General features: G+C 68.4%; 12 protein-coding genes and 1 pseudogene. 2 read left to right on the top strand and 11 right to left on the bottom strand.

Annotated features, from left to right (window positions below; all coding sequences use genetic code 11):
• Nucleotides 1–47 precede the first annotated feature (47 nt).
• The 6 genes from ACWDX7_RS15220 to ngcE form a co-directional block, all read right to left on the bottom strand.
• Nucleotides 48–836, bottom strand: coding sequence for an ATP-binding cassette domain-containing protein (locus ACWDX7_RS15220; protein ID WP_451489767.1), 789 nt, complete (start codon nt 834–836; stop codon nt 48–50).
• Between the two features lie 232 nt (nt 837–1,068).
• Nucleotides 1,069–2,181: a sugar ABC transporter substrate-binding protein gene (locus tag ACWDX7_RS15215; RefSeq protein ID WP_451489768.1), complete on the bottom strand. Its 1,113-nt coding sequence runs from the start codon at nt 2,179–2,181 to the stop codon at nt 1,069–1,071.
• 118 nt (nt 2,182–2,299) lie between these two features.
• Entirely contained in the window at nt 2,300–3,514 is a 1,215-nt protein-coding gene (locus ACWDX7_RS15210) for an ROK family transcriptional regulator (protein WP_451489769.1), read from the bottom strand.
• A 260-nt stretch (nt 3,515–3,774) separates the two neighbouring features.
• Nucleotides 3,775–4,701, bottom strand: a complete 927-nt coding sequence (locus ACWDX7_RS15205) for a carbohydrate ABC transporter permease (RefSeq protein WP_451489770.1) — start codon at nt 4,699–4,701, stop codon at nt 3,775–3,777.
• A gap of 13 nt (nt 4,702–4,714) precedes the next feature.
• A complete protein-coding gene (locus ACWDX7_RS15200; RefSeq protein ID WP_451489771.1) occupies nt 4,715–5,659 on the bottom strand; it encodes a carbohydrate ABC transporter permease in 945 nt (314 codons plus the stop codon).
• 43 nt (nt 5,660–5,702) lie between these two features.
• Nucleotides 5,703–7,151, bottom strand: a complete 1,449-nt coding sequence (gene ngcE, locus ACWDX7_RS15195) for an N-acetylglucosamine/diacetylchitobiose ABC transporter substrate-binding protein (protein ID WP_451489772.1) — start codon at nt 7,149–7,151, stop codon at nt 5,703–5,705.
• A 778-nt stretch (nt 7,152–7,929) separates the two neighbouring features.
• On the opposite strand from ngcE, the gene ACWDX7_RS15190 reads away from it, so the two are divergent.
• Complete coding sequence (locus ACWDX7_RS15190) at nt 7,930–8,733, top strand: hypothetical protein (RefSeq protein ID WP_451489773.1); 804 nt, start codon at nt 7,930–7,932, stop codon at nt 8,731–8,733.
• Nucleotides 8,734–9,208: 475 nt separating this feature from the next.
• On the opposite strand, the gene ACWDX7_RS15185 is transcribed toward ACWDX7_RS15190, so the two are convergent.
• Together ACWDX7_RS15185 and ACWDX7_RS15180 are read right to left on the bottom strand one after the other, a co-directional pair.
• Entirely contained in the window at nt 9,209–9,421 is a 213-nt protein-coding gene (locus tag ACWDX7_RS15185; RefSeq protein WP_451489774.1) for a hypothetical protein, read from the bottom strand.
• 117 nt (nt 9,422–9,538) lie between these two features.
• Nucleotides 9,539–9,895 carry a hypothetical protein gene (locus ACWDX7_RS15180; RefSeq protein WP_451489775.1) on the bottom strand — a complete coding sequence of 119 codons (357 nt, stop codon included), beginning with the start codon at nt 9,893–9,895 and terminating at the stop codon, nt 9,539–9,541.
• A 177-nt stretch (nt 9,896–10,072) separates the two neighbouring features.
• Between ACWDX7_RS15180 and ACWDX7_RS15175 the strand changes: the two genes are divergently transcribed.
• Entirely contained in the window at nt 10,073–11,077 is a 1,005-nt protein-coding gene (locus tag ACWDX7_RS15175; protein ID WP_451489776.1) for a LuxR C-terminal-related transcriptional regulator, read from the top strand.
• A 29-nt stretch (nt 11,078–11,106) separates the two neighbouring features.
• Here the strand turns inward: ACWDX7_RS15175 and ACWDX7_RS15170 are convergent, their stop codons facing one another.
• From ACWDX7_RS15170 to ACWDX7_RS15160, 3 genes and pseudogenes are all read right to left on the bottom strand, one after another.
• Complete coding sequence (locus ACWDX7_RS15170; protein WP_451489869.1) at nt 11,107–11,850, bottom strand: 4'-phosphopantetheinyl transferase family protein; 744 nt, start codon at nt 11,848–11,850, stop codon at nt 11,107–11,109.
• 73 nt (nt 11,851–11,923) lie between these two features.
• Nucleotides 11,924–12,139, bottom strand: coding sequence for a hypothetical protein (locus ACWDX7_RS15165; protein ID WP_451489874.1), 216 nt, complete (start codon nt 12,137–12,139; stop codon nt 11,924–11,926).
• A gap of 83 nt (nt 12,140–12,222) precedes the next feature.
• Nucleotides 12,223–12,552: pseudogene (locus tag ACWDX7_RS15160) on the bottom strand (pyridoxal-phosphate dependent enzyme); the annotation flags it as partial.
• Nucleotides 12,553–13,100 lie beyond the last annotated feature (548 nt).

Here is a 13,100-nt window from a genome sequence, read left to right as displayed (position 1 = left end):
CTGTTCGGCCGCCTTGCCCGCGGGGTCGGCGGCTTGGTTCTCGGTGCTCACTTGCGAGCCTCCCCGGTACGCGCCGCCCGGCGGGTCACGGCGTTGTCCGTGGCTCCCGTGATGGCGGAGATGATCTCTTCCTGCGAGGTGTCGGCGACGTTGAAGACGCCGTTGTTGCGGCCGAGCCGCAGGACCGCCACCTTGTCGGCGACGGCCTTCACATCGGCCATGTTGTGGCTGATGAGGATCACGGCGTGGCCGCGCTCGCGCAGCCGCTCCACCAGGTCGAGGACCTGAGCGGTCTGCTCGACGCCGAGGGCGGCGGTGGGCTCGTCGAGGATGACGAGCTGGGGCTCGCCCAGCATGGAGCGGGCGATCGCCACCGTCTGGCGCTGACCGCCGGAGAGCGAGGCGATGGGGATCCGGACGCTGGGAATCCGGATGGACAGGGTGGTGAGGAGCTCGCGGGCGCGGCGCTCCATCTCCACCTCGTCGAGGACACCGCGGCGCTTGAGCTCGCGGCCGAGGAAGAGGTTGCCTACGACATCGATGTTGTCGCACAGCGCGAGGTCCTGGTAGACCGTCGCGATGCCCAGGTTCTGGGCGTCGTGGGGCTTGGTGATCGAGACGGGGCGGCCCTCCCACTCGATGACTCCGTCATCGATGGGGTGCACGCCGGCGATCGTCTTGACCAGCGTGGACTTACCGGCGCCGTTGTCGCCGACGAGGGCGACCACCTCGCCGGAGTGGATCTCGAACTCAATGTCGGTCAGGGCCTGAACGGCGCCGAACCGCTTCGAGACCCCTCGCAACGCCAGCACGGGCGCAGCGGACACATGAACCATCTCCTTCGCCGCCTGACCGGCGGGGATGTCGTGCAGTAAGTGCAGGAGCGGGGTGAATGGGGCGGGGGTTGGTGCGGACTGGGGTGGTGCGGGAGAAAAGCAGGTGGTGCGGAGTGGCGAATCGTTTCTGTGCGGCGCCCCGCGGAGGGCGGGGCATGAGGGGCAGGGCGCCGCACAGGCGTGGGGACCGCCTCGGAGGGGACCGGGTTGCGGACCGTTCCCCACAGAGGCCTTACTTCAGGCCGAGGGCGGTGCAGGCGGCCGCGTACTTCTCGGTGCAGATCTCGTCGGCCGTGTAGACGCCGTCCTTGATGACGGTGTCCTTGATGTTGTTCTTGGTGAGCGACACGACCGGGATCAGCACGGCCGGCACGCCCTTGGCGGTGGGGCTGTCGACCGTGGAGGTGGTGACGCCGTCCAGCTTCTCGCCCTTGGCGAGGGCCACGGCCATCTTCGCGGCGGCCTCGGCCTCGGGGGCGTACGGCTTGTAGACGCTCATGAACTGCTCGCCCGCCACGATGCGCTGCACACCGGCGAGTTCGGCGTCCTGACCGGTCACCGGGGGCAGGGGGGACATGCCGGCCGCCTTGAGGGCGGTGATGATGCCGCCGGCCATGCCGTCGTTGGCGGAGTAGACGCCGATGACGTTCTCCTTGCCCAGCGCCGAGAGCGCGCCGGCCATGTTGGTGTTGGCGTTCTCCGGCTTCCACTCCGTGGTGTCGTACTCCTTGCCGATGTTCACCTTGCCATCGAGGACGGAGTGCGCACCCTGCTTGAAGAGCTTGGCGTTCGGGTCGGTGACCGATCCGTTCATCATGACGATCTGGCCGTCCTTGGCCTTGTCGCCCAGCGCCTCCAGCAGCGCCTTGCCCTGCACCTTGCCGACCTCTTCGTTGTCGAAGGAGGTGTAGGCGTCGATCGGGCCCTCGGCCAGGCGGTCGTAGGCGACGACCGGAATGCCGGCGTCCTTGGCCTTCTTCACCGAGCCGGCGATGGCCTTGGCGTCCACCGCGTCGACGATGAGGGCGTCCACCTTGTTGGTGATCATCGTGTCGACCTGCGAGTTCTGCGTGGTCGCGTCCTGCTTGGCGTTGGCGTAGACCACCTCGCCCTTGCCGCCGGTGAGCTCGGCGATCTTCTTCTCGATCAGCGGCTTGTCGAACTTCTCGTAGCGCGCGGTCTGGTTCTCCGGCAGGAGGAGCCCGATCTTGACCGCGTCGCCCTTCGCGGCGCCGGGCTCGTTCGTCTTGTCTCCGGCCTCCTTCGCACTGCCGCAGGCGGCAAGCGAAACGGCCATGGCGCCGGAGGCGACGGCTACGGCGGCTCTACGCATACGAGTGTTCATTACTTGAACCTCCCTGACGAGGCCGCAACGTTGCGGCCGAGGTGGATGTGAGTCAACCCCGGCCACAAGTTTGCCGTCAAGGAGTGAATCCTTAACGAGATGACAACGGTGCCATCCGTTATCTACCTGAAGACATGACGGCTGGGGCACGCAGTCCGTCTCCCTGTTCCGACAAGAGGGTCGAATCGCCCATCTCGCTGAGTACGAGGGCCAGCGCGCCGAGCACTTCCGCCCGCCCGCCCAGGGAGCCGGTGAGTACGGACAACTGCCGGGCGGCGCTCGGGATCGCGTACCTCCCCACGGATTCACGGATGGGGGCCAGCACGAGTTCACCCGCCTCCGCCAGCGAGCCGCCCAGCACCACCCGGCTGGGGTTGAGGAGGTTGCAGAGGCTGGCCACGCCGCTGCCGATGTGCCGGCCCACGTCGGTGATCACCCGACGGCAGCCCGGGTCCCCCGCGCGGGCCAGTTCGACCACCCGCTCCATCGTCAGCTCCGGGCCGTGCGTCCCCTGGAGCAGGGGCAGGACGTACCGGGCGGCGGCGAAGGTCTCCAGGCAGCCCCGGTTGCCGCAGCGGCAGACCGGGCCGGACTCGTCGAGCGTGATGTGCCCGATCTCGCCGGCGGTGCCGCCGGGCCCGCGGTAGATCTGGCCGTTGATGACCAGCCCGGAACCGACGCCGCTGGCCACCTTGATGTAGGCCAGGTCCTTCACTCCGCGGCCGCTGCCCCACACGAGCTCACCGAGCGCCCCGAGGTTCGCGTCGTTGTCGACGTACACCGGCACGCCCAGCCGCTGCGAGAGCTCCATGCGGGGGTTGATGCCGGACCAGCCAGGGAGGATCGCGGTCGAACCGAGGGTCCCCGACTCCACGTCGATCGGGCCGGGGACGCCGAGGCCGACCCCGATGACCTTCTCCGGGCCGACTCCCACGGTCGCGATCAGCTGGCCGACCAGGGCCTCTGCCCGGTTGAAGCCGTCCATCCAGGAGGCGTCGACATCCAGCGGTTCCGCTTCCTCGGCCAGCACCTGGTGCGCGAGGTTTCCGACCGCCACCCTCAGGTGCGTGTGGCCGAAGTCGACGCCGATCACGATGCCCGCGTCACCGCTGAGGGAGACGCTGCGGGCCCGCCGGCCGCCGGCCGAGGTGTCCGTGACCTCGACGGTCCCGCCGTCCTTCAGTTCGCGGACGATGTTGGAGACCGTGGCCGCCGACAGTCCGGTGGCCCGGGCGATCTCCGCCTGGGTCAGCGAACCCGCGAGCCGCACCGCCCGCACGACCCGTTCGAGATTCGCGCGATGCAGCGAGGACTGCGATCCGGGAGTCTGCACGACCCATCCACTCCTGCCCATAAGCGACGGGCATCCGTCGCCCCCCGGCCGGGCCGTCGCGGCTGTCCGCTCCGAGACCCCGGCGTCTCTCCAACTTGTGAAGCTTAAGTCGAGCCTTTGGGCCTCCACACGTCAAGAGGCTGACGCAGCACGAATCGGCCACTACCGGTCACAAGAGGGAGGGAACGGACCCAGGAGATCGCGCTTCGGCCGCCGGGACGCCCGTACCGAGCGGCCGGTCCGGCCGGATCGCGCCTTCGCTACTTGAGGGTGGCGGAGGTCAGGCCGGCCTGGATCTGGCGCTGGAAGGACAGGTACACGACCAGCATCGGGATCATCGCGATGGTCACACCGGCGAAGAGCACGGGCAGGTCGGTCTCATAGCCCATCTGGTACTGGAGCTGGATGAGCCCCTGGGTGAGCATGTACCGCTCGGGGTCGGAACCGGTCTGCGGCTGCATCAGCACGGAGGGCAGGATGTACTGGTTCCACTGGCCCAGGACGTTGAACATCCCGACGCTGATCAAGCCGGGCTTGGCCATCGGCAGCATGACCTGGAAGAAGATCCGGGTGTCGGAGGCCCCGTCGATCACCGCCGCCTCGTGCACCGCCGTCGGCAGGGTGCGGAAGAAGGAGTGCATGAAGAAGACGGTGAAGGGCATCGAGTAGGCGACGTACACCATGATCAGGCCCTGGTAGGTGTTGAGCATGTCAAGGCGCTTGACCATGAAGAACAGCGGGACCAGCGCCAGGAAGACGGGGAACATCGCCCCGCTGACGAAGAAGTAGTAGACGAGCCGGTTGCCGGTGAAGGGGTAGCGGGCCAGGACGTACGCCGCCATGGAGCCGAGCAGCATGGTCAGCGGGACCGAGAAGGCCATCACGATCAGCGTGTTGGTGAAGTAGTCGCCGATGCCCTTGTCCCAGGCCCGGGCGAAGGCGTCGAAGTGCCAGTTCGAGGGCCAGCTGAGGGCCGAGCCGCCGATCTGCGAGTCGGTCTTGAAGGAGCCCAGCACCAGCCAGGTCAGGGGCAGGACGATCATGATCGCCCAGACGACCAGGAAGCCGTGGGAGAAGACGTTCAGCACCATGCCGTCGGAGCGGTGCTTCCCCCGCTGCCCCGGCCGGCCGGAGCGCCCCGCGCGCTCCGCGGCGGCCTCGCCCGGAGCCTTGATCACTGTGGTCATCGTGGTCTCCCGCTCAGAACTCGATGCGCTCGCGGCGGGTGGCTCGCAGCGTGATGACGGAGAGGATCATGGTCAGGACGAGCATGACCACGCCCATGGCGCAGGCGTAGCCGCTCTTGCCGAAGTACAGGAAGTTGCGCATCAGCACCGTGGCCATGACCTCGCTGTGGTGGTCGGGCCCGCCGCCGAACTGCCCCGAGGTCATGGTCGACACCAGGACGAACATGTCCATCGCGGCGATGCCCAGATAGACCGCGGAGGTCTGCACGGAGTCCCACAGCAGGGGCAGGGTGACCTTGAAGAAGGTCTGGGCGCGCCCCGCGCCGTCCAGGAGGGCGGCCTCGTAGATGTCACGGGGTACGGACTGCATGGCGGCGGAGAAGAGGACCAGGTAGAAGCCGACCCCGTGCCAGACCACCACCAGCAGCAGGCACCACAGCACGAGGTTGGGCTCGTTGAGCCATTCGACGGGTCGGGCGGGGTCGACGAGGCCGGCTTCGATGAGGAAGCCGTTGAGCAGGCCGCCCTCGTCGCTGCGGTACACGGCGCCGAAGAGGACCGCGAGGATGGCGAGCGAGAGGACCTGCGGGAAGAAGTAGACGACCTTGTAGAAGGCCGATCCCCCCACGCCCCGCACCCCGCCGGCGCGGCTGCGGCCGCCCGCGTTCACCATGAAGGCGAAGAAGAGCGCGAGCAGGATGGTGATCACCGGGACGAACACCAGGAGCAGCAGGTTGTGCCACAGCGCGCCCAGGAAGACCTCGTCCTCCAGCAGGGCCGAGTAGTTCTCCAGGCCGACGAAGCCGAACGTGGGTGACTGGCCCGACCAGTTGGTGAAGGAGTAGCCGAACGTCTGTACGTACGGCCAGATGACGAAGGTCAGATACAGCGCGAGGGGCAGGAAGAGGAAGCCGGCGATGAAGCCGCCCCGTCCCGTGCTCCGGCCTGCTTGGCTCATGGTGTCCGTCCCTGCTGGTTCCGGGTGACCGGTGGACGCGGTGTCAGCTGCGGCGGTTGTTCTTGGCGCTCGGATCCTTGGCCGCCTTGTCCACGGCGGCCTGGGCCCGCTTGATCCATTCCTTGGGCTGGATGCGCTGGGCCATCAGCTCATTGGACGCGTCCTGGATCTGGGTGTCCATCTCGCTGTACCAGTCGGGGTAGCGGTAGCTGAAGGTGTTCTCCCCGGCCGCCTTGAGGGCGGCCACCGCCGACTGCGTGCCCGGCCGCAGTTTCACACCGGGGTCGACTCCCTCCTTGACGACGGTGAGCGAGTTGGCCTGCTGGGCGAAGATCGTGGACCATTCGCGTGACAGCATCGACCGCATGAACTCCAGGCCGCCGGGCTTGTTGAGCGCCTTCTCCGGCACGATGAAGGGCTCGTTGGCTCCGGCCCGGATGGCCTCGAAGGGCAGCTTGCTCTCCGGCAGCACCGGCACCGGCAGGAACCGCATGTCGAAGTCTTCGGGGGTCTGCTTGAGCTGCTCGTTCTCTAGCCAGGAGCCGGAGGGGATGAAGGCCGCCTTGTACTGGTTCCAGGCGGTCTGCGACTCCGTGTGCGTGAGCCCGTTGGTGCCCGGCAGCAGCAGGCCCTTCTCGACCACCTCGTAGACCGCCTCGACGGCGGCGAGGGCGTCCGGGCTGCCCTGGAAGGCGTTGGGCTCCAGATGGTCGATCGCCTTCATGGCCTCCAGACCGCCCTTCTTGGCGATCAGATCCATGATGACGACGTTGATGTAGTAGGGGAACTTCCCCTGGTGGGCGAGACCGCCGAGGCCGGCCTCCTTGGCCTGGGCGCAGACCGCGAGGAACTCGTCCCAGGTCTTGGGCGCCGTCCAGCCCTTCTCCTTGAAGAGCTTGCCCGAGTACCAGAAGCCGAAGACCGTGTACACGTAGTTCAGCGCGACGAACTTGCCGCCCTGCATGCCCTGTTCGACGGTGCCGGGGATGAGCATGTCCCGGACCTTCTTCGCCGGGTCGTCCAGCGAGGGGGCGTCGAGCACCGGGGTGAGGTCGGCGAGCTGGCCGCCCTTGAAGAGGACGTCGAGTTTGATCTGCTGGGCGCCGGAGTCGTCGACGATGTCCGGCGGGTTCCCGCCGTTGAAGCGGACCTGGAGCTTGGCGGTGATCTCCTGGGTCCCGAGGTGGGAGCTGGTGGTGCCCCACTTCTTGTCGAAGGCGGCTTCCCAGGCCTTCGCGTAGTCGTCGCCGAACCCGCCCTTGAAGACGACGACGTCGAGCTTGCCGCCCTTGGCTACGCCGAACGGGTTCTCGGGGCTCGTCGCGGCCTTGGAGGGGCCGTTGGCGGCTTCCCCGCCGCCGGAGGCGCAGGCGGACAGGAGGCCCAGCGTCGGCACGGTGATCAGGCCGAGGGCCGCGGAGCGCTTGATCAGGTCCCGGCGGCCGAGGCCCTCACCATTGCTGTTCTCGTCGTGGGCGGAGGTGGATCCCATGCTCAAGTCCTCGCCTTCGTCAGATGGGTGAAGGAGGAAGGAAAAACACGGCAGTCGCCCCGTAACCGTGCGGACAACACCGCGGTCCCTGCCACCCCCGGTCCGGGGCCGCTCGTTCGCGGGGGTCCGGACGGGCACAGGTATAGTCCACTCCCGCTCGGATGAGCAAGATCGCGCACAAGGATGGCCCCCGGCTTTTCCGAGTTGAGACCTCTCCGTCACCTGGCCCCGCCCGCCACGGGCGCCCCCGGGGCATACCCCGGAACACCCCGAAAAAGCGGAAGGGCCGTACCCCCTTAACGGAGGTACGGCCCTATGGTGCCGATAAGCGGCGCGTCACCGCGCCTGGCGCGCCCTTAGGGCGTGTCTTTCAGATCTTGTCGCCCGGCAAGATCCGAAAGGCATGCCCTTAACCGCGGATGAGGTTGCGCAGGACGTACTGCGACGTGCTCCCGCTGCACGGTAGTTCTGCAGGATCTCGAGGACGATGGCATTCTGAGCAGTGATCCTCGCATCAGATCGCCAAAATGCGCATAGTTTCCGGGCGTGGAGAGCAAATCTGGCTGAGTTTTCCTACCGCCAACGCAGCACCTCAACACGCGCGGCACGGAGAGTCAACGTGCTCCGTTGGCGGTTGCCCCGTGTTCCGCCCGCTGTTACGGCGGCGGGTCCGGGTCCTCGCGTGACCGGGCCCCTGTCGCCCCTTCACTGCCGATCCCCGACCTCTCGCCAGTAGATGCTTCGGCGCGATCTCCTCAGCCTCTGCAAGGCTGAAGGCATGGCCGACTCCGACAGCCTGATCTGCTTCACGCTCGGCATGCTGCGCTTCCTCGGCGACGACGTCGCCAGCGCCTTGTCGGAGCGCGGCTGGGCGGTGGGCGACCCGGACGTCGTGCCGCTCGAGTGGTTCTGGCCGCCCACCGCCCCGGTCGGCTACGGCGGTCTTCCCGAGTGGGCGAGCGAGACCATGCGGAAGCGGCCGCACCTCTTCGGACCGCGTCACACGCCGTGGACGGCCCCGACCCGGCTCACGAAGACCGGGATGACATGGACGCTCGAGTACGGCAAGGCCATCGCGAAGTCGCCGGAGGCCCCGCGCGCATACGCGGACGAGGCCGAGTTGCGAGCGGACCTCGAACGCATCGAGTGCTGGCCGATGCCCGTCGACGAAGCCAAGCGCCTCCGTGCGGAATGGATCGTCGCTGTCACCACCGCGATCGCCCACGACAACCACTACCTCGCGGTCTTCCCCACCGAGCCGCCTGTACGTGGTCACCGCCAGCCGAGCGGTCATCGCCCACGACCGTCGGGCACCGGACGGAGCCGGGCAGACCATCCGGGACTCCGGGCACGTCATTGCCTCGAGCGAGCCGTCCTCATCTCGCTCTCCGACAAGGCACCCTGCCGCACCAAGGTCCGCCGACCTCCGTCGGCGCGGCCCCAGGCGGAAGCCGAAAAGCTTCGCGGCCGACCTGAAACAGACGTCGCGAACCGGGCCGTCATCGACCTGTCTCACTATGCCGCCGTCGCCGACCGGCTGCGGGAGGCCCCCACCGCGTCGACCTCGACCTGCCCACCCTGAGGTTTCTCGACAACGCCTCCAACGTCCTGCTGGTCGGCCCTCCGGGGATGTGTCCTTAAGTGAGTTGGTGGTGGCGTACGGGCGTGGCCAAGGTGTCTGACCCCTTCTGAGATGGGTGCGGCTCCTTCTGGGGGAGCCACTACCGCCGCCGCGGAGAACCGCTCCCTCACCGTCTACGAGCCTGGGCACACCACCAGCCGACCCTACCAATCACCGATCCTCAAGATCTCCGAGAAGGCCCTCCGGGCGAGGCGACCGGCAAGGGCCGCAAGCGGTGGACCATGCGCTGGCAGGCACCCCTGAACGCCTTCCAGATCGCCTTCGAAGGCCGGCCCACCCCGGCTGCCATCTGACCCCTACTGGATCAGCCGTCTACTGGACACACCTGGCAGGGTTCCGCACGGACGGATTCTGCCCGCTACACTCCCACCGCTCGACGTTTCCCCAGGTCAAGCCACGAACTACTGCTGGAGTACTAGTCCCAGCCGGTGGTGTCCTTGGACGTGGTCGGGGCGGGGGCCAGCTCGACGGTGACGGATCCGCTTTTGCTGTTCGTGCTGGTGCTGGCGACGGAGGTGGCCGGGGCGCTCTCGTGGGTGGTCAGCGCGGCGATCCCGAAGGTCGGGAGGGCGACGAGCGCGAGTGTGGTGGCGAACTTCGCGGCGAGGCGCACGTTCTTTTCAGACATGACGAACTCCTTCTCGGGAAGACCGGGATGTGTCAGCTTCGGCGCCCTGCGTGTCGCTCGGGTCTGCTCCCTGCTGACATCGACAAGTTTTGCGTGCTCGAAAGTCGCTGACCAGGCTTAGGGGTTGACCTCATCCGGCCTTCGCCTGTTCCGTCCTTCGTCCCCCTGTTCCTGGAGCATCCGGTCGAACATGGCTGGTACCAGTGCCGCCGAGTAGCTTGTGACGTAGGCATGTTGGAGTGCGGGTTCGCCGCCGAGCGTTCGGAGCGCCACCGTGTACGCGACGGTCTCCGCCGTGGACAGGGCCGCCGCACTGATGAAGAACCCGGCCGTCAGCTCGCACCCCTCGCCCGAGTGGATGCTGATGTGACCGACCTTGTCCTCGGGGGCCGCGTGGGAGAGGAACGCGGCCTTGAGGGATCCCAGGTCGTCAGGGGTGTTGGGGAGCCGAATACGGACATGGACCAAGTGCATAACCCCAGCCTTTCGAAATCGCAGAAGGTGCAATAGTGGTCCATACTGGACTGTTTATGCCAACGCCGATTCCGGCCACCTTCCCCATAAGCATCCAGGGGCCTGCGCGTTCCCTTGGTCACTTACCGGCGGCACGTGCTTTGATTCGTCCGGATCATCAGTTGGGGGAGGGCGAATATGCTGGAAGCGCTGGGGCTGGACGGTGTCTGCGAGAACGTGTACCGCGCCGTGCTCGCGCACCCACAGGCCGAGTTCGACATGCTCCGAGAGAGACTCAGCCTACCTGAGGCCGACCTGCGTCACGCCTTGGACAGATTGAGCGAACTGGCCTTGGTGCGACCCACGTTCGATCAGCCGCACTGCTTCCGGGCCGTGGACCCGGAGGTCGGCATCCAGGCCGTCATCGCCCGCCAGCAGGAGCGTCTGGCGGCCGAGCAGCAGCGGATTGATCAGATTCGCCTCGCTGCCGCACGGTTGGCCGCGGATTTCACTGTCGCCCGACCCCACAGGCAAATCGATGGCATCGAACGCCTCGACGGGATCGAGGAGATCAGAGAGCGGATCGCGCTCCTGGTCCATGGTGTCCGCACCGAGGTTATGACGCTCGCGCCCGGGGGGGCACAGAGCGAGGCCAGCATGGAGGCGGCGAAGCCCCAGGACCAGGCGCTCCTGGGGCGCGGGGTCCGGATGCGGACCCTCTACCTCGACAGTGTCCGCAACAGCTCGGCGACTGTGGCCTATGCCGGCTGGCTCACAGAACTGAACGGTGAAGTCCGGACGACCCCCTCCCTGCCTATCCGGCTGATGCTCCTCGACCGCCGAATCGCTATCGTTCCGACCGACAAGGAGGACAGCCGCGCCGGTGCGCTCGTGCTCAGCGGGAGCGGCACCGTCACTGCCCTGTGCGCGCTTTTCGACACCATCTGGGACAGCGCCGTCCCCCTGGGCGGCGCCTCCTCTCGCGATCGGGAGGACGAGCGTGGCCTCTCCCCCCAGGAGGCGGAGGCGCTCCGCCTCCTGGGTCAGGGCCTGACCGACGACGCGGTCGCCAAGCGTCTCGGTGTCTCATCCCGCACGGCCCGCCGTATCGCCGCGGACCTGATGGAGAAGCTCGGGGCGCGCAGCCGCTTTCAGGCGGGCTCGCGGGCCGTGGCCAAAGGCTGGCTGACCGGCGAGGAGTGAGAACCCGCCCCGCCCGGCCGCGCCCGTCCTCAGGGTGTCTCCTTGTTCGTGTCCTTGATCGCGAGCGCGGCCGTGAGGCCTGTGGGGGCCACGACGTCGTTGAGGCGCCAGTCCGGTACCTCGGTGCCCTCCCCCACGTAGTCATGCGCGGCACCCATGGCGAGCCCGGTGCCGAGGCCCTTGAGATAGGCCCCCTTCCGTGCCCAGATACGGGCGAAGACGGCCGCCCTCCGCTCGGACGGGGCGAGTTCCAGGAGAGCCTGCTCCCGGGGGTGCAGGGTGGTGGCGAGTTCATCGGCGACCTCCACCGCCGGGTGGACCTCCAGGTCCACGCCCACCGCGGTACGGGCCAGGGCGATCAGGCAGTACCCGGCACGCCGGGACAGCGAGAACTGCAGCGAGCTGCCCGTGACGACCGGCCTGCCGTGGCCGGCACCGCACACCGGGCAGTCGGCCTGCGAGAGCTGTACGTCCTCGGGCGCGCGGCCCAGATGGGCCCCGAGGATGCGGCGCAGGGCGATGTGTGAGGCCAGGTAGTGGGCACGGTCCAGGAGCGAGCGGAAGGCCGTGGCCTTGGCCCGCTCCTTCACGTCGAGCAGGGCCATCGGGTCCGGCTCGGCGGCCCCGGCCGCCAGGTTCACCAGCCACAGCCGCGGGCCCGCGGAGGGCTGGACGAGTTCGGCCAGGTGGTCGGAGCGGTAGAGCCGCGGCGTTACCAGCGCCGCGGGAGTGGGTGCGGTGGGGGTCTCGTGGGGCAGCAGCGTCGTGGACATGGTGCTCCTTCGACGAGGACGGAAGGGGTACGAGTGCGGGGGTGCGGGCCGCTCGGGGCGGGGGCCCGCACCATCAGGCGGCGGCCAACATGACCAGGGCGTCCTGGGTGCGGGAGGCGGGCGCGAGCAGTTCGTCGAACCGCGCGCGGGAGATGTTGCCGCCGGCCAGGACCACCACGACGTCCCGGGTGTGCTCGGCGCGGAGCGCCGCCGCGGCCGAGCTGGGCTCGGCCACGACTCCGTGGCCGCGCAGCAGGGCCATGGTCCGGACGATTTCGTCGTCCTCCACGACCGTGAGCCGGTCGGTGCCGCGGCCACGATCGGGAGGGCGACCCGGCCCGGCGCCTGGCCGCTCAGCCTATCGGCGACGGAGGCGGACGGCGGGACGGTCACCGGTCGTCCGGTCGCCACGGAGAGCGCGTACCGAGGAGCCGAGACCGGCTCGACACCGGCCACCGCCGGAATGCCGGACGGAACTCCGGGCGCCGGCCAGGCGTGCTTCACGAGGCACATGCCGGCCAGCAACCCGCCGCCGACGGGCACATACACCACCTCGATCCCCGGCGCCGCGGCGATCTCCAGGCCGGTGGTGCCCTGACCCGCGATGACGTCCGCATGGTCGGACGAGGGGATCAGCGTCGCGCCCTGCTCGGTGGCGAGGGCCTCCGCCAGGCGGTTGCGCTCGGCGACCCCGCCCTCCACGAAACGTACCCGGGCGCCGGGTTCGAAAGACGGCGGCCATCTCCTGGCAGGTCAACGGGCCCTGACCGAGACGGACCCGATCCGCGAGCGCGGCAGGACGCGCTGATAGTCCGCCGACAGTACCGTTCGGGCCAGCCCCTCGCGCCTACCAGGACCTGCGACTTCGCCTTCGCCGCCACGGGCGGTGACACCTGCGCCTCGGCTTCCGTCCCAGCACCGCCCGGTCGCTCGACGACCACCGCGTCGGCTGGACTTCCGCCCGGCCCGGACAGCACCGCGGCAACACGCTCGCGGGCGATCGTCCACTCCTACTCGGCCGTCGCGAGCCCGGCCTGGATCCGGTCGGCTCCTCATGCGGCCCGTCCACACGACGGCGGGCAGCAAGCTCGTACTGTTCCAACAGTCCGACAGCCGACGGCATCCGCGACCTCCACGGGAACGACGAAACGACGATCCATCACTCCCACACCGACGCCCCCCTACCCCTGACCGGTGAAAACGCAACCGTCAGACCCGGAAAGACAACAGCTTCCAAGACCAGGTCGGCG

The sequence above is a fragment of the Streptomyces sp. NPDC003034 genome, from assembly GCF_053591375.1.
The sequence above is the reverse complement of the archived record's forward strand: the minus strand, read 5'-3'. Positions and strand labels throughout refer to the sequence as shown.